This window comes from Pseudomonas sp. FSL R10-2964 (assembly GCF_009600035.1).
GTDB classification, from domain to species: domain Bacteria; phylum Pseudomonadota; class Gammaproteobacteria; order Pseudomonadales; family Pseudomonadaceae; genus Aquipseudomonas; species Aquipseudomonas bubulae.
Genome location: NZ_WIWH01000032.1, coordinates 40,588 through 59,114, shown reverse-complemented (window position 1 = coordinate 59,114; position 18,527 = coordinate 40,588). Strand labels below are relative to the sequence as shown.

Below are 18,527 nucleotides of genomic sequence, written 5' to 3'. Positions count from 1 at the left end.
GTCGTAATTCGCGTGGCAAATAATCGTTACACCATGTCAATAAACCTATACGAATTCAGCCACTTACCGACCCTAAACCGCTGAAATCATCCCTTTGTAATGAAAACCTTCCGAGATTTACAGAATTAGGACAGTTCCTACATAAATTGCGGCTTGTTTCGTATTGCAATCGGCTGTGTGATGGGATCTTGCCTTCGTGCGGGTGTACAATGCGCCGCGTTTTAACTGTGACTCAATTGCGTACCCGCGCATTTTGCGCCGCTCGGCGTTACACCGAACGGCCAAAACCTCAAGGCTATCCGCCTTGATAATTCCGCAATGCCACAAGCGTTGCGGGTTCGATTCCGTCACAGATAAAAACAAACAGGTGACGCATGACTCGTGAAACAACCTTGGATTCCTGGCGTCTGCGCTGGGGTTTGATTTGTGTTGTAGACCCTTCGATCACTGCCTCTGGTGCTCAAGTTACAACGCACTGAATCACATCAAACCTTGTGTGGGACCTTTGCAATGAGTGGAAATACCTCGCATTCGGGCGAGCTTAAACGCGGCCTGAAAAATCGTCATATCCAGCTGATAGCCCTCGGTGGCGCGATTGGTACTGGCCTGTTTCTCGGTTCGGCCGGGGTGCTGAAGTCGGCCGGTCCATCGATGATTCTGGGCTATGCGATCTGCGGCTTTATCGCGTTCATGATCATGCGCCAGCTCGGCGAAATGATCGTCGAAGAACCGGTTGCCGGTTCTTTCAGCCACTTTGCCCATAAATACTGGGGCGGTTTCGCCGGCTTTATGTCGGGCTGGAACTGCTGGGTGCTGTACATCCTGGTGGGCATGTCGGAGCTGACCGCCGTCGGCAAATATGTGCACTACTGGTGGCCGGAGATCCCCACCTGGGCCTCGGCAGCGGCCTTCTTCGTGCTGATCAACCTGATCAACCTGACCAACGTCAAAGTGTTTGGCGAAGCCGAGTTCTGGTTCGCGATCATCAAGGTCGTGGCAATTGTCGGCATGATCGCCCTGGGCAGCTACCTGCTGGTCAGCGGCAGCGGTGGCCCTCAGGCTTCGGTCAGCAACCTGTGGGAACACGGTGGTTTCTTCCCGAACGGGACGACCGGCCTGATCATGGCCATGGCCTTTATCATGTTTTCCTTCGGCGGCCTGGAAATGCTCGGTTTCACCGCAGCTGAAGCCGACAAACCACGCACCGTGATCCCGAAAGCGATCAACCAGGTGATCTACCGCATCCTGATTTTCTATATCGGTGCCCTGGTAGTTCTGCTGTCGTTGACCCCGTGGGACTCGCTGCTTGAAACCCTGAATGCCGGTGGCGACAGCTACAGCAGCAGCCCGTTCGTGCAAGTGTTCTCGATGCTGGGCAGCAACACTGCTGCGCACATCCTCAACTTCGTGGTCTTGACCGCAGCATTGTCGGTGTACAACAGCGGCACCTACTGCAACAGCCGCATGTTGCTGGGTATGGCGCAGCAGGGCGATGCGCCGAAAGTGCTGGCCAAAATCGACAAGCGCGGCGTGCCGGTCAACTCGATCCTGGCCTCGGCGGCGGTGACGGTCATTGCAGTGCTGCTCAACTACCTGATGCCCCATGATGCGCTGGAACTGCTGATGTCCCTGGTAGTGGCGACCCTGGTGATCAACTGGGCGATGATCAGCTACTCGCACTTCAAGTTCCGCCAGCATATGGACAAGACCGCGCAAGTCCCGCTGTTCAAGGCGCTGTGGTATCCGTACGGCAACTACATCTGCCTGGCGTTTGTAGCGTTCATCCTGGTGATCATGCTGTTGATCCCGGGGATTCGCGTGTCGGTGTACGCGATTCCGGTGTGGGTGGCCTTTATGTGGCTGTGCTTCGTGATCAAGAACAAGCGCGCGGTACAGGCGCAGGCAACGGCTTACAGCTCTGCCAAATAAACGCTGTGTTTAACCCTGCAAACCCGGCCATTGCGCCGGGTTTGTTGTTTGTGGGGTATCCTTGATGCTCTGAACACGGACTCTTTTTTGATGCTGGTGATTTCCAACAACGTGCATATCCCTGATGCCGAGATCGAACTGACGGCCATTCGCGCCCAGGGTGCGGGCGGGCAGAACGTCAACAAGGTTTCGAGCGCCATGCACCTGCGCTTTGATATTCCCAATTCGTCGTTGCCGGATTTTTACAAGGAGCGGCTGCTGGCGCTGCGTGACAGCCGCATCACCAGTGATGGCGTGCTGATTATCAAAGCCCAGCAATACCGCACCCAGGAGCAGAATCGGGCTGATGCGCTGGAGCGTCTGGCGGAGTTGATCGTCAGTGCCACCAAGGTGGAGAAAAAGCGCCGCCCGACCAAGCCGACCCTGGGCTCAAAAAAACGTCGGCTGGAATCCAAGACCAAGCGCGGCAACATCAAGGCGGGGCGGGGCAAGGTGGATTTCTAGAGGGCAGCAGCAGTCCTGTGGGAGCGGGCTTAATCACCCTGAGCGCGAGCTAGGACGCTCTTGCGTTCTGCGCCTGACGATACAGATAAACACTCAGCATCAACCCGCCAAGCGCCGCCAGCGCCGCAAACAGAAAGATCGAAGCAAAGCCGAACCCTGCCGCCACGGCACCCACTAGCGGCCCGGTGATGCCCAGCGACAGGTCGATAAACAGCGAATACGCACCCACCGCAGCCCCCCGGCTGGAGGCCGGCACCAGGTTGACCGCCTCAACCCCCAGCGCCGGGAACACCAGCGAAAAGCCAAAGCCGCTCAAGGCCGCGCCCGCCAGGGCCAACTCCGGGTTGGGTGCCAGCCACAGCAACAGCAGGCCCAGCGTCTCGACGCTCAGGCAGGCAATCGCCACGCGAAAACCGCCGATACGGTTGATCAGGTTGCCAAACAGCAAACGCGCACTGATAAAGCTGGCGCCAAACAGGCTCAGGCACAGCGCTGCGTTTTCCCAGTGGTTGGTCGCGTAATACAAGGTGATAAAGGTGGCGATGGTGCCAAAGCCGATCGAGCCCAGGGCCAGCCCGGTGCCGTGGGGCAACACGCGTCCCAGTACATGCAGAAACGGCAGGCGCACGCCGCTGACAATGGGGGCCGCCAGTTTTGGCCAGGCCAGCAGTACGCCCAGCGCTCCCAGGGCAATAATGCTTACGCCCAGGCTCCACATGCCCAGGTGGCCGACCATGACCACGCCCAGAGGTGCGCCAATGGCAATAGCGCCGTAGCTGGCGATGCCATTCCAGGAAATCACCTTGGCCGTGTTCTGCGCGCCGACCCGGCCTATGCCCCAGCCGATTGAGCCGGAGCCCACCAGGCTTTCCGCGCTGCCCAGCACCAGCCGGCCGATCAACAGGCTGGCCAGGCTCCAGGCCGGCATGCTCGTCAGCCAGCTGGACACCAGCATAAACACGCCACTCAGGCCGCAGCCGGCCAGGCCAACCATCACGGCGCGCTTGCTGCCCCGGGTATCGATGTAGCGGCTGGCGTAAGGCCGGCTCAGCAGCGTAGCCAAATATTGCACGCTGATCACCAGCCCGGCGATCACCGTGCCGTAACCGAGATGGTTATGCACGTAACCCGGCAGTACGGCCAGCGGAATGCCAATGTTCAAATAGCCGATAAAGGTAAACAGGACGATGGAAACCACTTGCAGCGTGATTGCCATGGGGCGCTGTGTTTCAGGCATGGGGTAGGGGTCCTGCGGGGAGCGGGTTGGTGCAGATTATAGTGGTGTAACCAGTTGCGTCGCGATTAAAGCGGCCAGTGCATTTTCCTGGGTGCCGAACCGTTTGAGCAGGAGAGCTTGTTTTTCGGGGCTGAGGCGCTCCCAGAGGTCGATCATTTTCTCGGCGGTGCCGATCAGAACGCTGGCCTGGGTATCGCTGAAGGTGTCAGTCACGCTTGATTCCGCAATAAGGGGCGATTGTGTCAGACGGTGTGAAAAACTGAATGCTTTTCGCACCGTCTGATTGTGCGCCGTCAGTCTTCGCTTTCGGCCTGCAGGCTTTCAGAAGCCTCGTCCAGTGCGGGGTTTTCGCCACTGGTGTGTTGCGGGGTTGGCTGCTCGGTTTCGTGCAGGCTTGGGAAGGGGAGGTTTGGGATCTCGTGCATCGTCGCGCTCCTCGTAAGGTGTGTTTTAAGTAGCTTGCTAAGGATACAGGAGGGAGTGTGACAATTTGTCTTTTTATTGCGTCTGGGGGGATTTGTATCGAACTTTTCATATTGCAGCTGTCGCTGCAAAAGGCAGAGCCCTGTAGCAGCTGCCTCGTTCCTTCGGCAGCTGCTACAGGGTGGGGGGCTAGTGTGTACACACCTGCGCAATCGCCTTGGCCAGCAGGCTCAGGCGCGTGCCGTCGACCCCGGCCATATTGGCGCGCCCCGAACCAACCATGTACACGCTGTGTTTCTCGCGCAACAGCTGGACTTGCTCTTGGGTCAGGCCAGTGTACGAAAACATCCCGCGTTGCTCATTAATATGGGCAAAGTGCTCCGCCAGCCCGAACGGGATCAGGGCTTCCACCAAACCGCTACGCAATTGCGCGATACGGCTGCGCATGGCTTCCACTTCTGCGATCCACACGCTTTTCAGCTGGGCATCGCCGAGGATGGTTGCTACCACCGCCGCGCCGTGATCCGGCGGGTTGGACCACAAGTTTCGCGCAATATAGGCCAACTGGCTGCGGATATCGGTCAGCTTTTCGGCGTCATTGGCACACACAATCAATGCACCGACGCGTTCGCGGTACAGGCCGAAGTTCTTCGAGCACGAGCTGGTGATCAGCACTTCCGGCAGTTCACGGGTGAACAGGCGGGTCGACCAGGCGTCTTCCTGTATTCCGTCGCCAAAACCCTGGTAGGCAAAATCGATCAAAGGCAGCAATTCACGACGACGGACCACGTCCAGCACCTGCAGCCAGTCCGCCTGGGACAGGTCAAAGCCGGTCGGGTTGTGGCAGCAGGCGTGCAGCAGCACCACATCGCCTTTTGGCGCGTGTTCCAGGGCTTCGAGCATGGCCGCGACATTGAGCTTGTTGTCGCTGCCCACGTAAGGGTAGTGACTGATCTTCAGCCCGGCTGCGGCAAAGATGGTTTCGTGGATCGGCCAGGTTGGATCGCTCAGCCAGATGCCACGGCCCGGCAAGCATTGCGCGATAAAATCGGCGCTCAGGCGCAAGGCCCCGGTACCGCCCGGGGTCTGGGTCGCTGCAGCACGCTTGCTGGCCAGCAGGGGTGAGTCTTCGCCCAGCACCAGTTCGCTGATCAGTTGCCCGAATCGGCTGTCACCATGACCGCCGATATAGGTTTTGGTCTGTTGCTGATCGACCAGGCGCTGCTCGGCCAACTTTACCGATTGCAGGATCGGCGTCAGGCCATTGGCGTCTTTATAGACGCCCACGCCTAGGTCGAACTTGTCCGGATTGGTATCCTGTTGATAGGCGTCCATCAAACCGAGAATCGGGTCGCCCGGTACCCGACCAATATCGGCAAAGTGCATTACTTGCGACCTTCGGCAGTTTTGGCGACTTCATCAGTGCGTGCGGCCATGATGAAGTCGTTGCGGTGCAGGCCCTTGATCGAGTGGCTCCACCAGGTCACGGTGACCGAGCCCCATTCGGTCAGCAGGCCCGGGTGATGGCCTTCGGCTTCGGCGATCTCGCCCACGGCATTGGTAAAGGCCAGGGCGAATTTGAAGTTCTTGAACAGAAAGACCTTTTCCAGCTGCATGATGCCGTCGCGAACTTCGATGTTCCAGTCCGGGATCTGTTTGATCAGGATCGGCAGTTCTTCGTCGCTGACCTGTGGGGCATCGGCGCGGCAGGCTTCGCAGTGGGCTTGGTTCAGTGCGTTCATGGTGGATTCCTGAAATCAGTTTTTATAGATGACTAAAAAAGGGTTAAGCCGCTTTCGGCTTGGGCGTGAACTTCGGCGCGTGCAGGCCCATTGTCATGCCTTTTTCGACCATACCCATGATGTCTTCATGGGCCAGGTCAAACAGTCGCTTCAAGTCCGGCAGGACAAAATACAGCGGCTGCAAAATATCGATGCGATACGGCGTACGCATGGCTTCCAGCGGGTCGAAAGCCTGATGTTCCGGCTCTGAAGACAGGCTGTAAACCGTTTCTTTGGGCGACGACAGAATCCCGCCACCGTAAATGCGTTTGCCTTCCGGCGTGTCGACCAGGCCGAACTCGATGGTCATCCAGTACAGACGTGCCAGATACACCCGTTGTTCTTTGCTCGCCTGCAGGCCCAGCTTGCCGTAGGTGTGGGTGAATTCGGCGAACCACGGGTTGGTCAGCAGCGGGCAGTGGCCGAAAATCTCATGGAAAATATCCGGCTCTTGCAGGTAATCGAGTTCTTCGGGAGTACGAATAAAGGTGGCCACTGGAAACTGCTTGTTGGCCAGCAACTCGAAGAAGGTCTGGAAGGGGATCAGTGCGGGTACCCGGGCAACTTGCCAGCCCGTGGTGGCGCCCAGTACCTGATTGATCTCGTCGAGTTGCGGGATGCGGTCGTGGGGCAGGCCCAGCTTTTCGATGCCTTGCATGTACTCGGGGCAGGCGCGGCCTTCCAGTAGTTTCAACTGACGGGTAATCAGCGTGTTCCACACCCCGTGCTCGGCGGGTGTGTAGTCGATAAAGCCATTGGCATCAGGCTCACGGGCGACGTATTTCGTTTGCTTCATGGGGCTCTCCGCAAGGAAATCGTTTTTATTATTCGGTGTTGTTGCGATGCCTTAGTGATACCCCATGTGATTGTTATGTGCAGCTAGCCTAAAGCCAGTAATGCTGGGATGATGGCGCTTATTCGTAAAGTATTCGTTACGATGTGAGGGGCAGGCTGTCATTCTTGACTGTGCGACAGCACAACTGTCACAAAATCGTGACGATGAAATGCCTCTGAAGCCGGAAAACCTCCCTGTGGGAGCGAGCCTGCTCGCGAATGGCGCTCTTTGAGCCTTCGCGAGCAGGCTCGCTGCCACATAGGACATCCATTGTTAGTTATTCCCGAGCCCTGCCCATGCGTATCAAAGTCCACTGCCAAAACCGGATTGGCATCCTTCGCGACATTCTCAACCTGCTGGTGGCCTACGGCATCAACGTCAAGCGCGGCGAGGTCGGGGGTGATCAGGGCAATGCGATTTATCTGTACTGCCCCAATCTGATTAATCTGCAATTTCAGGCCTTGCGTCCGAAGTTTGAAACCATCCCCGGGGTGTTTGGCGTCAAGCGTGTGGGCTTGATGCCCAGCGAGCGCCGGCATATGGAGCTTAACGCCTTGCTCGGGGCGCTGGAATTTCCGGTGCTGTCTATCGATATGGGCGGTTGCATTGTTGCGGCCAACCGTGCCGCCGCACAGTTGCTTGGGGTGCGGGTGGATGAAGTGCCGGGGATTTCCCTGTCACGCTACGCCGAAGACTTCGACCTGCCCGAACTGGTGCGGGCCAACAAGTCGCGGATCAATGGCTTGCGGGTCAAGATCAAGGGCCTGGTGTACCTCGCCGATATCGCCCCGCTGCAACTGGAACACGACGAAAGCGAGGCGATGGCCGGGGCCGTGCTGACCCTGCACCGCGCCGACCGTGTGGGCGAGCAAATCTACAATGTGCGCAAGCAGGAGCTGCGCGGCTTCGACAGTATTTTCCAAAGCTCGAAAGTCATGGCTGCGGTGGTGCGCGAAGCGCGGCGAATGGCACCGCTGGATGCGCCGCTATTAATAGAAGGCGAAACCGGCACCGGCAAGGAGCTGCTGGCCCGGGCCTGCCATCTGGCCAGCCCTCGTGGCCAGTCGCCATTGATGGCGCTGAACTGCGCCGGCTTACCTGAGTCGATGGCTGAAACCGAACTGTTCGGCTACGGCCCCGGTGCCTTTGAAGGTGCGCGGGCGGAAGGCAAGCTCGGCCTGCTGGAGCTGACAGCAGGAGGTACGTTGTTTCTCGATGGCGTGGGTGAAATGAGCCCGCGCTTGCAGGTCAAATTGCTGCGCTTCTTGCAGGATGGTTGCTTTCGTCGGGTTGGCAGTGATGAAGAGGTGTATCTGGATGTGCGGGTGATGTGCGCCACCCAGGTCGACCTGTCCGAGCTGTGCGCTCGGGGTGAGTTTCGCCAGGATCTGTATCACCGGCTCAACGTGCTATCGCTGCATATTCCGCCGCTGCGCGATTGCCTGGACGGTCTGGAACCGCTGGTGGAGCATTTCCTCGATCAGGCCAGTCGCCAGATCGGTTGCTCGCTGCCGCGCCTGGCGCCAGCGGCAATGGATCGTTTGAGCCACTACCACTGGCCGGGCAACGTGCGCCAGTTGGAGAACGTGCTGTTTCAGGCGGTGTCGCTGTGTGATGGCGGGGTGGTCAAGGCTGAGCATATCCGCCTGCCGGATTACGGCGTGCGTCAGCCCCTGGGCGAGTTCTCGCTGGAAGGCGGGCTGGAGCAGATTGTCGGGCGGTTCGAAAAGGCAGTATTGGAACAGCTGTATTCCGAGCACCCAAGTAGCCGATTGCTGGGCAAGCGATTGGGGGTGTCCCATACCACCATCGCCAACAAACTGCGCGAGCACGACATTATTAAGCCGGGCAAGGACGTTTGAGCCTGTAAGTGCTGATCTGTGGGAGCGGGCTTGCTCGCGATGATATCGCTGCGGTGTGCCAGACATATCGCGCCGCCAGAATCGCGAGCAAGCCCGCTCCCACAAGATCGACGTGACTCGGCAGGCCAGCCCTTGCCGCAACCGGCAGAACCCCGCCGTCTCTTCGCACCAAACGCTATCCCCATCCCTGCGCAAACCCGCGCCGCAGCGCGTCAAAATAAAGTTGGTGCGCAAATTGCAATGACCTCTTCAGTACAGCGGTGGGCGGCAAGCGTCCGTCAGACAGAGGAAAGACTGTGGACAAGTACCTTTATGTGGCAATGACCGGCGCCAGTCAGAACGCACTGGCGCAGAAGGCGCATGCCAACAATCTGGCGAACATCTCGACCAACGGGTTTCAGCGTGACCTGGAACAGGCCCGCTCGATGCCGGTGTTTGGTGACAGCTTTCCGGCGCGTGCCTTTGCCTTGACCGAGCGCCCTGCCACCGATTTCAGCCAAGGTGCCCTGGTCGAGACCGGCCGCGACCTGGATGTGGCCGTGTCCGGCGACGGCTGGCTGGCGGTGCAGGCCCCCGACGGCAGTGAGGCCTATGTGCGAACCGCCAGCATGAACGTGGATGCCCTGGGCATCCTGCGTGCCGGCAACGGCATGCCGATCATGGGCAACGGCGGGCCGATCGCGGTGCCGCCCCAGCAGCAGATCGAAGTCGGCGAAGACGGCACCATCAGCATCCGCGCCCAGGGCGAAGGCCCGCGGGTGATGGCGCAAGTGGACCGCATCAAGCTGGTCCAGCCGGACCTTAAAACCATGAGCAAGGGCCTCGACGGCCTGATCCACACCAATGACGGTCAGCCGGCCCCGGCCGATGCCAATGTGCGGGTGACCTCGGGTTTTCTGCAGGCGAGCAACGTCAATGCCGTGGATGAAATGACCTCGGTGCTGGCTCTGTCCAAGCAGTTCGAGCTGCATATCAAAATGATGAACACCGCCAAAGAAGACGACCAGGCCATGACTCGCGTCCTGTCCATCAGCTAATTACTTGAACGCGGCGCCGAAAAACCGGCGCGCGAGGAGAGCTCCATGCTTCCGGCACTGTGGGTTGCAAAAACGGGTTTGGCTGCACAAGACACCAACCTGACCACCATTTCCAACAACCTGGCCAACGTCTCGACCACCGGCTTCAAACGTGATCGCGCCGAGTTCCAGGACTTGCTCTACCAGATCAAGCGCCAGCCAGGTGCCCAGTCCACCCAGGACAGCGAACTGCCATCGGGCCTGCAAGTGGGCACCGGGGTACGTATTGTCGGCACGCAAAAGAACTTCACTGCCGGTAGCCTGCAAACTACCGAGCAGCCGCTGGACATGGCCATCAACGGCCGTGGTTTTTTCCAGATCATGCAGCCCGACGGCACAACGGCCTACACCCGTGACGGTACTTTCCATCTGGACTCCAATGGCCAGATCGTCACCGCTAACGGCTTTGCCCTGGAACCGGCGATTGTGGTGCCGGCCGATGCCCAGACCTTCACCGTCGGCCAGGACGGCACCGTATCGGTGACCATTTCCGGCAACCCGGCGGCGCAAGTGATCGGCAACGTGCAGACCGCCGACTTTATCAACCCGGCCGGCTTGCAGTCCCAGGGCGGCAACCTGTTCCTGGAAACCGCCTCCAGCGGTGCGCCGCAAATCGGCACCCCGGGCCTGAACGGCTTTGGCCTGACCATGCAAAGCATGCTCGAGACCTCGAACGTCAGCACCGTGGAAGAAATGGTCAATATGATCACCACCCAGCGCGCCTACGAGATGAACTCCAAAGTGATTTCGACCGCTGACCAGATGTTGTCGTTCGTCACGCAAAACCTGTAATTACGTGAAATAGCGGGAGAGCTCATGAAGCGCTTGTTTTCTGTTCTGGCACTGGGCGCCATCACCTTGCTGGCCGGCTGCGTCAGCCCGCCACCGCGGGCCAACGACCCGTACTACGCACCTGTGCTGCCGCGTACGCCGCTGCCGGCTGCCGCCAACAACGGCTCGATTTACCAGGCCGGTTTCGAGCAGAACCTGTACAGCGACCGCAAGGCGTACCGCATCGGCGACATCATTACCATTACCCTTAATGAGAAGACCCAGGCGAGTAAAAACGCCAACTCGGCGATCGGTAAAAACAGCAATACCAGCATCGGCCTGACCTCGTTGTTCGGCAGCGGCCTGACCACCAACAACCCGCTGGGTGGTGGCGATTTGAGCCTCAATGCCGGTTATAGCGGCAGCCGTGCCACCAAGGGCGACAGCAAGGCCGGGCAGGGCAACAGCCTGACCGGTTCGATCACCGTGACTGTCGCCGACGTGCTGCCCAACGGCATCATCGCCGTGCGCGGTGAAAAGTGGATGACCCTTAACACCGGCGACGAGCTGGTACGCATTGCCGGCCTGGTACGGGCCGATGACATTGCCACCGACAACACCGTGTCTTCGACCCGTGTGGCCGATGCGCGCATCACCTACTCGGGCACCGGTTCTTTTGCCGATGCGAGCCAGCCGGGCTGGTTTGACCGTTTCTTCCTTAGCCCGCTGTTTCCCTTTTAGTGATGAAGCTCACCATGCCCAACCTCAAGCATCTGCTGGCAGCCGTGTTGCTGTTGTCGACCTCCCTGGGCGCCCACGCCGAGCGGTTGAAAGACATCGCCAGCATTTCCGGCGTGCGTTCCAACCAATTGATTGGTTATGGCCTGGTGGTGGGCTTGAATGGTACGGGTGACCAGACCACACAAACCCCGTTTACCCTGCAGACGTTCAATAACATGCTGTCGCAGTTTGGCATCAAGGTACCGCCGGGTTCGGGCAATGTGCAGCTGAAAAACGTTGCGGCGGTGTCCATCAGCGCCGATTTGCCGGCATTCGCCAAGCCGGGGCAGGTGATCGATATCACCGTTTCCTCCATCGGCAACTCCAAAAGCCTGCGCGGCGGTACGCTGCTGCTGACACCGCTTAAAGGCATTGATGGCAATGTGTATGCGGTGGCCCAGGGCAATCTGGTGGTCGGCGGTTTCGATGCCGAAGGCCGCGACGGCTCGAAAATCACCGTCAACGTGCCCTCGGCCGGGCGTATTCCGGGTGGCGCATCGGTTGAGCGGGCCGTGCCCAGCGGTTTCAACCAGGGCAACAGCCTGACCCTGAACCTCAACCGTTCGGACTTCACCACCGCCAAGCGTATCGTCGACAAGATCAATGACCTGCTCGGCCCCGGTGTGGCGCAGGCCATCGATGGCGGCTCGGTTCGCGTGACCGCACCACTGGACCCGAGCCAGCGGGTCGACTATCTGTCGATCCTGGAAAACCTCGAAGTTGATCCGGGGCAGGCGGTGGCCAAGGTCATCATCAACTCGCGTACCGGCACCATCGTGATTGGCCAGAACGTCAAGGTTTCGCCCGCCGCAGTGACCCACGGCAGCCTGACCGTGACCATCACCGAAGACCCGATTGTCAGCCAGCCCGGCCCGCTGTCCAACGGCGAGACCGCCGTGGTGCCGCGTTCGCGACTGAATGCCCAGCAGGAAGCCAAGCCGATGTTCAAGTTCGGCCCGGGCACCACCCTCGACGAAATCGTGCGGGCGGTAAACCAGGTCGGCGCAGCGCCAGGGGACTTGATGGCGATTCTCGAAGCGCTGAAACAGGCCGGCGCGCTGCAAGCCGACCTGATCGTGATCTGAGGCCGACGTCATGGATATGCGTAAGAGTGGAGTAGTCAGTGGCAGCGATTCCGGGGCGTTCACCGACCTGAATCGGCTGAACAATCTGAAAGTCGGCGACCGCGAAAGCGACGGCAATATGCGCAAAGTTGCCCAGGAATTCGAGTCGCTGTTTCTCAACGAAATGCTCAAGTCGATGCGCTCGGCCAACGAAGTGCTGGGCAAGGACAACCCGCTCAACACCCCGGCGGCCAAGCAGTATCAGGAAATGTACGACCAGCAATTGTCCGTGACCCTGTCCCGGCAGGGCGGTGGTATCGGCCTGGCCGATGTGTTGATGCGCCAGATGTCGAAAAACAAAGCTGCGGTGCCGGGGGAGGCTGCGGCGACCCCGGCGCTGACTGCCGAAGCCAAAGCCCCGGCCGCCACCACCGTCGACAGCCCTTTTGTGCGTTCCAGTGGTCAGCGTCCATTGTGGGCTTCGCGGGTCGCCATCACGCCGCAGGCAGCCGGCGGCGGCCATCAGAATGACATGGCCCTGCTCAATCAGCGCCGTCTGGCGTTGCCGAGCAAGCTGACTGACCGCTTGCTGGCCGGGATCGTGCCATCGGCCGATCCGGTGCGTTCCACGCTCAATACCGCCGCCGTGCCGGGGCGCACTTCGCCGGGGCTGGATGCCGTGCTCAAGGGCAGCCGCCAGCCGATGCTCAGTGCCAGTGGCGTGCAAGGGCGCATGCAGGTTTACGGTCGTGCCGTGGCGCAGCCGCCGCTGGCCCCGGCCAAACAGGCCTTCGAGTCGCCGGATGCGTTTGTCGCCACCATGTTGCCGATGGCGCAACAGGCCGCCGACCGCATCGGCGTCGACCCGTTGTACCTGGTGGCGCAAGCCGCACTGGAAACCGGCTGGGGCAAGTCGGTGATGCGCCAGCAAGATGGCAGCAGCAGTCACAACCTGTTCGGCATCAAGGCCACCGGCAGTTGGCAGGGCGCCCAGGCGCGGGCCATCACCAGCGAGTTCAGGGGCGGGCAGATGGTCAAGGAGACAGCGGAATTCCGTTCCTACGATTCCTATCAGGACAGCTTCCATGATCTGGTGACGCTGTTGCAGAGCAACAATCGTTATAAAGAAGTGCTCAATGCGGCCGATAAACCGGAGCAGTTTGTACGCGAATTGCAGAAGGCCGGTTATGCGACCGACCCTGAGTACGCGAGCAAGATTTCGCAGATAGCCAAGCAAATGAAAACCTACCAGAGCTACGCTTCGACGGGTTCTCTCACGAATTTATAAGGTTTGAACCATGGCGAGTTTGATCAACATCGGGATGTCGGGGCTCAACGCCAGTCAGGGCGCATTGGCGACAGTCGGCAACAACATTGCCAACGCCAATACCTCGGGCTATTCGCGTCAGCAGATCGTCCAGGGCAGCGCCGCGTCGCAACAGGTGGGCGGGGTGTTTATCGGCACCGGCACCACCCTGGCCGACGTGCGCCGCGTGTACAACTCCTACCTCGACGCCCAGTTGCAAACCACCACCTCGCTCAATGGCGATGCCCAGGCTTATCTCGACCAGATCGGCACGGTCGACAAACTGCTGTCGGATAAAAACACGGGCGTATCGGCAGCCCTGAGCAGCTTTTTCAGCTCATTGCAAACTGCCGCCGCGGCGCCCGGTGATGTGTCCGCGCGGCAGTTGTTGCTGACCAGTGCGCAAACCCTGAGCAACCGCTTCAACTCGATTTCGACCCAGCTCAACCAGCAGAACGAAGGCATCAACAGCCAGCTGGACACCCTGACTTCGATGGTCAACCAGCACACGGCCACCATTGCTTCGCTGAACAAGCAGATCGCCCAGGCCACCACGGCTGGCAATACGCCGAACAACCTGCTGGATGCGCGTAACGAAGCCGTGCGCAGCCTCAACGAGCTGGTCGGGGTGACGGTTCAGGAGCACGACAACGTCTACGATATTACCCTGGGTACCGGCCAATCGCTGGTGCAGGGCAGCACCTCGAACACGATTTCGGCGGTGCCGGGCAAGGTCGATAAAAGCCAATACAGCATCCAGGTCAACTTCCAGCAATCGAGTTCGGATGTGACCTCGGTGATCAGTGGCGGCAAGATCGGCGGCCTGCTGCGTTACCGCGACGATGTGCTGGCCCCGGCGATGAACGATTTGGGCCGTACAGCCATTGTGGTCGCCGATGCGATCAACCAGCAGCTGGGCCAGGGCCTGGATGCCAATGGCGAGTTCGGCTCGTCGTTGTTCAACAGCATCAACAGTGCCACGGCCATCAGCCAGCGCAGCCAGGCGGCGACCGGAAATATTGGCGCAGGCAACTTCAATGTCAGCATCGCTGACAGCGGCGCGCTGACCGCCTACGACTATCAGGTCACGTTCACCAGCGCCACCGAGTACTCGGTCAAGCGCTCTGACGGCACCGATATGGGGGCGTTCGCTACCACCGACACCCCGGCCAAGGTCATTGACGGTTTCACCCTGGATCTCAAGGGCGGCCCGATGACCGCTGGCGACGCGTTCAAGGTCAGCCCCACCCGCAGTGGTGCAGGCAATATCGGCGTGCAAATGAGCGATGCCAATAAATTGGCATTTGCCGGGCCGCTGGTGGCCGGAGCGGGCGGTTCCAATACGGGTACTGGTGCGGTAGGTGGCTTGAACCTGACGGTACCACTGGATATTTACAGCGGGACCAACCTGGGCCAGTCCCAGGTCGAAGACGCGATGCCATTGCGTATTGTATTCGATGGGGTCAATGACGCTGGAGCCCATACTTACCGTGTGCTGAACGAAAAAGGCGAAAAGATCAGCGACGGCTCCTACGTGCCGGGCCAGGACAACGCCGTCAAGATCAAGGTGCCGGTCGCCAACGCTGACGGCAGCACTTCGGATGTCAGCTTCGACGCCACTATCAGCGGTTCGCCGGGCAAGGGCGACAGCTTCGATATCAAGTTCAACAAGGACGGCAAGGCCGACAACCGCAACGCGAACGAACTGCTGGGCCTGCAAACCAAGGCCACAGTGGGCGTAGGCAAGGACGGCACTGGCGGCGTCAGCATGGCTACTTCCTACAGTCAGTTGGTGTCCAAGGTGGGCGGTAAAGCCAGCCAGGCGGCGGTCGACGGCACCGCCAATGGCGCGGCTTTGTCCTACGCCAAAGAGGTGCGCAACTCGGTATCCCAGGTCAACCTGGACGAAGAAGCCTCCAACCTGGTCAAGTTCCAGCAGTACTACACCGCCTCGTCGCAGATCATCAAAGCGGCGCAAGCAACCTTCAGCACGCTGATCAACAGTCTTTAAGGGAGCCCGCGACGATGCGTATTTCAACTTCGCAGTTTTTTGAATCGACCAGTGCCACCTACCAGAACAACTTCTCGTCGGTGATCAAGACCCAGAGCCAGATCGACTCCGGCGTGCGCATCCAGACCGCTGCCGATGACCCGGTAGGTGCGGCGCGCCTGCTGCAATTGCAGCAGCAAAAAGACATGCTGGCGCAGTACAGCACCAATATGAACAGCATCAAGTCGTCGCTGGGCGCCCAGGAAGCGGTGCTCGACAGCATCAATAACTCATTGCAAAAAGCCAGTGAGCTGGCTCTGCGCGCCGGTGGCGGGATCAGTGATGCCGACCGCGGCGCCATCGCCAACGAACTGGGCAGCATTGAAGAACAGGTGTTCAGCCTGCTCAACAGTAAGGACGCCTCAGGCAACTATATGTTCTCCGGCTCCAAAACCGACACCCCGCCATACACCCGCAACAATGATGGCACCTACAGCTATCAGGGCGACGACACCCAGCTCAACCTCAAGGTTTCCGACACCCTGACCCTGGCCAGCAGCGACACGGCCAGGAGCATCATGGAAGGCGCGACCAACACCGGGCGTACCCAGGCGACTTTTGTGCCCGGCGTGGATGCCAATGGCGAGCCGACCGTCAATGACGGCAAGCTCTCGGTGTCTGCCGGTCTGGTCACGTCAAGCGCGGTGTTCAACAAGAGCTTTGCCGAAGGCCAGCCATACAAACTGACGTTTATCAGCAGCACCCAGTTCAAACTGACTAAAAGCCCGGATGACGAGGACATTACCTCGCAAATTCCGGGAAATGGCGTATTCGACCCGACCAAGGAAGGCTCGCAGAGCATCAGCCTGCATGGCGTATCCTTCGATATCACCCCCAACCTCAAGGACGTACCAGCGGCTGAGCGGGATGCGTTGGTGGCGGGGCGCAGCTTTACGCTTGAGGCCAAGGCGGACACCATCAATACCTCGCGCACGCCGGGCAACGGTTCGACGGCGCAGATTACCAATTCCACGGTGACCGACGCCCAGGCCTATGGCGACAGCTTTCCGAGCGATGGCGCGGTGATCAAATTCACCAGCGCCACTGAATACGAAGTCTATGCCCAGCCGCTGAGCGCCGACAGCAAGTCGATTGCCCAGGGCACTGTTGATGGTGGTGCGCTCGGGATCAAGTTCGACTTCGCTGGAGCACCGCAGGCGGGCGACCAGTTTGTCGTCAACCGCAACAACCACCAGAGCCAGAACGCGCTGGATACCATCAGCCAGCTGCGCAAGGCCCTGGAAATCCCCAGCGACAAAGACCCGCTGGCCCAGCAAACGCAAAAGGACGCGATCAACTCCGCGATCGGCAACCTGAAAAACGCCAGTGCCGGCGTTGACAGCGCCCGCGGCTCGATTGGTGCGCGCCTGAAGGCGGTGGATATTCAGGCGGATGAAAATATCAGCCTGGGCCTGGCCAACGACTCCACCACGGCGGCGATCGGCAACACCGATATGGCGGGGGCGTCCATCGAACTGGCGTTCCAGAAAGCCATGCTCGAAGCCTCGCAACTGGCGTTCGTGAAAATCTCCCAGCTGAGCCTGTTCAACCAGCTCTAAACAGCGGTGCAGGGGGGTGATGTGGGAGCGGGCTTGCCCGCGATGCAGGCGACACGGTATGCCGGTAATACCGTGTTGCTGCCATCGCGGGCAAGCCCGCTCCCACAAAATCGCCTTTCTGGCTGTAATGTTTTGTATAAAACCGCACAAAATAGCGTGACCTATGAGTCATAACGGGCATCTTCACTGTATCGTGTGAAACGTACGGGCGGGTGCCGGGCCTTTTTCGGGCTGTTTTGTTTATTTTTACGCACCCACACAAGCCCTTTTATTGTCAGCGCCCCTCGATTATGTGAGCGGGTGATCTCCAGCTATTTAGTATTGGGAAGCCACAATGATTGGCATTAAAAGCATCGCCAGTTACGTGCCAGCAAGCGGTGTAGACAACTACGCGCAGGGCGCGAAGTTCTCCAAAGACGAAGAATTCATTCTGGGCAAGATCGGTTCGGCGTTTCTGCCGCGCAAAGACGCTGACCAGGAAACCTCCGACCTGTGTGTTGAGGCAGTCAACGCACTGTTTATCAACAATCCTCAGCTTAAACGCGAATCCATCGACGCGTTGATCGTTGTCACCCAGAACGGCGACGCTGAAGGCCTGCCGCACACCGCGGCCATTGTCCAGGACAAGCTCGGTCTGCCGACCCACGTTGCCGCCTTTGATATCTCCCTGGGCTGCTCGGGTTATGTCTACGGCATCTACGCGATGAAAGGCTTTATGGAGGCCGCGGGCCTGAAGAACGGTCTGCTGGTGACGGCCGACCCGTACTCGAAAATCGTTGATCCGGAAGACCGCAACACCACCATGCTCTTTGGTGACGCCGCCACCGCTACCTGGATGGGCGAAGACGCTCCCTGGCAGTTGGGCAAGGCCAAGTTCGGCACCGACGGTTCGGGTGCGCCGCATCTGAAAGTCAGTGATGGTGTGTTCTTTATGAACGGGCGCCAGGTGTTCAACTTCGCGCTGCTCAAAGTGCCTGCGCACTTGAACGAGTTGCTGGAAGAGTCCGAGCTGACCTCCAAGGATATCGACGCGTTCTGCATCCACCAGGGCAGTGCGGCCATTGTTGACGCCGTGGCCCGTCGCTTTGAAGGCGAGCCGGAGAAATTTATCAAGGATATGGTCGAGACCGGCAACACCGTGTCCTCGAGCATTCCGCTGCTGCTGGAAAAGCACGTGATGGATGCCACCTGGAAGCGGGTGGCGCTGAGCGGCTTTGGTGTGGGCCTGTCGTGGGGCTCGGCGATTATCTATCGCCCGTAAGCATTACGTTGAAACACAAAACGCCCGTGGCCCTAAAGCCATGGGCGTTTTGCTTTCTGGCAGGGCTGATTGAAACTGTGGGAGCGGGC

The 18,527-nt window shown here is 59.5% G+C and carries 17 protein-coding genes; 11 read left to right on the top strand and 6 right to left on the bottom strand.

Annotated elements, in window-relative coordinates:
- Positions 1–510 precede the first annotated feature (510 nt).
- Both GHN92_RS17675 and arfB read left to right on the top strand, forming a co-directional pair.
- Positions 511–1,929 carry an amino acid permease gene (locus GHN92_RS17675; RefSeq protein ID WP_153380678.1) on the top strand — a complete coding sequence of 473 codons (1,419 nt, stop codon included), beginning with the start codon at positions 511–513 and terminating at the stop codon, positions 1,927–1,929.
- 90 nt (positions 1,930–2,019) lie between these two features.
- Positions 2,020–2,433 (top strand): alternative ribosome rescue aminoacyl-tRNA hydrolase ArfB, encoded by a 414-nt coding sequence (arfB, locus tag GHN92_RS17670; protein ID WP_088377742.1) that lies wholly within the window; start codon positions 2,020–2,022, stop codon positions 2,431–2,433.
- Between the two features lie 49 nt (positions 2,434–2,482).
- Here the strand turns inward: arfB and GHN92_RS17665 are convergent, their stop codons facing one another.
- The 6 genes from GHN92_RS17665 to phhA all read right to left on the bottom strand — a co-directional run bounded on the left by GHN92_RS17665 (position 2,483) and on the right by phhA (position 6,670).
- On the bottom strand, positions 2,483–3,670 hold the full coding sequence (locus tag GHN92_RS17665) for an MFS transporter (RefSeq protein WP_095002634.1): 1,188 nt from the start codon (positions 3,668–3,670) through the stop codon (positions 2,483–2,485).
- A gap of 36 nt (positions 3,671–3,706) precedes the next feature.
- Positions 3,707–3,883 (bottom strand): hypothetical protein, encoded by a 177-nt coding sequence (locus GHN92_RS17660; protein WP_095002633.1) that lies wholly within the window; start codon positions 3,881–3,883, stop codon positions 3,707–3,709.
- Positions 3,884–3,963: 80 nt separating this feature from the next.
- Positions 3,964–4,095, bottom strand: a complete 132-nt coding sequence (locus GHN92_RS24210) for a hypothetical protein (protein WP_254925257.1) — start codon at positions 4,093–4,095, stop codon at positions 3,964–3,966.
- Positions 4,096–4,282: 187 nt separating this feature from the next.
- Positions 4,283–5,479 carry an amino acid aminotransferase gene (locus GHN92_RS17655; RefSeq protein WP_130872359.1) on the bottom strand — a complete coding sequence of 399 codons (1,197 nt, stop codon included), beginning with the start codon at positions 5,477–5,479 and terminating at the stop codon, positions 4,283–4,285.
- Positions 5,479–5,835, bottom strand: coding sequence for a 4a-hydroxytetrahydrobiopterin dehydratase (locus GHN92_RS17650; RefSeq protein WP_016781595.1), 357 nt, complete (start codon positions 5,833–5,835; stop codon positions 5,479–5,481). The genes GHN92_RS17655 and GHN92_RS17650 overlap by 1 nt, the downstream gene beginning before the upstream one ends.
- Positions 5,836–5,878: 43 nt before the next feature.
- Complete coding sequence (gene phhA / locus GHN92_RS17645; RefSeq protein WP_095002631.1) at positions 5,879–6,670, bottom strand: phenylalanine 4-monooxygenase; 792 nt, start codon at positions 6,668–6,670, stop codon at positions 5,879–5,881.
- A gap of 335 nt (positions 6,671–7,005) precedes the next feature.
- On the opposite strand from phhA, the gene GHN92_RS17640 reads away from it, so the two are divergent.
- From GHN92_RS17640 to GHN92_RS17600, 9 genes are all read left to right on the top strand, one after another.
- Entirely contained in the window at positions 7,006–8,571 is a 1,566-nt protein-coding gene (locus GHN92_RS17640; RefSeq protein WP_133143743.1) for a sigma-54-dependent transcriptional regulator, read from the top strand.
- A 296-nt stretch (positions 8,572–8,867) separates the two neighbouring features.
- The gene (locus tag GHN92_RS17635; protein WP_095002629.1) at positions 8,868–9,608 is read left to right on the top strand and encodes a flagellar basal body rod protein FlgF; all 741 of its coding nucleotides are present in this window, start codon (positions 8,868–8,870) and stop codon (positions 9,606–9,608) included.
- Between the two features lie 45 nt (positions 9,609–9,653).
- Positions 9,654–10,439, top strand: coding sequence for a flagellar basal-body rod protein FlgG (gene flgG, locus GHN92_RS17630; RefSeq protein WP_095002628.1), 786 nt, complete (start codon positions 9,654–9,656; stop codon positions 10,437–10,439).
- A gap of 24 nt (positions 10,440–10,463) precedes the next feature.
- On the top strand, positions 10,464–11,159 hold the full coding sequence (flgH, locus tag GHN92_RS17625; RefSeq protein WP_095002627.1) for a flagellar basal body L-ring protein FlgH: 696 nt from the start codon (positions 10,464–10,466) through the stop codon (positions 11,157–11,159).
- 14 nt (positions 11,160–11,173) lie between these two features.
- Positions 11,174–12,283 (top strand): flagellar basal body P-ring protein FlgI, encoded by a 1,110-nt coding sequence (locus GHN92_RS17620; RefSeq protein WP_095002626.1) that lies wholly within the window; start codon positions 11,174–11,176, stop codon positions 12,281–12,283.
- A 10-nt stretch (positions 12,284–12,293) separates the two neighbouring features.
- The gene (flgJ, locus tag GHN92_RS17615; protein ID WP_133143742.1) at positions 12,294–13,550 is read left to right on the top strand and encodes a flagellar assembly peptidoglycan hydrolase FlgJ; all 1,257 of its coding nucleotides are present in this window, start codon (positions 12,294–12,296) and stop codon (positions 13,548–13,550) included.
- Positions 13,551–13,560: 10 nt separating this feature from the next.
- A complete protein-coding gene (gene flgK, locus GHN92_RS17610) occupies positions 13,561–15,579 on the top strand; it encodes a flagellar hook-associated protein FlgK (protein ID WP_153380676.1) in 2,019 nt (672 codons plus the stop codon).
- 14 nt (positions 15,580–15,593) lie between these two features.
- A complete protein-coding gene (locus GHN92_RS17605) occupies positions 15,594–17,177 on the top strand; it encodes a flagellar hook-associated protein 3 (protein WP_153380674.1) in 1,584 nt (527 codons plus the stop codon).
- Positions 17,178–17,511: 334 nt separating this feature from the next.
- Positions 17,512–18,438 carry a ketoacyl-ACP synthase III gene (locus GHN92_RS17600; protein WP_095002622.1) on the top strand — a complete coding sequence of 309 codons (927 nt, stop codon included), beginning with the start codon at positions 17,512–17,514 and terminating at the stop codon, positions 18,436–18,438.
- Positions 18,439–18,527: the final 89 nt, after the last annotated feature.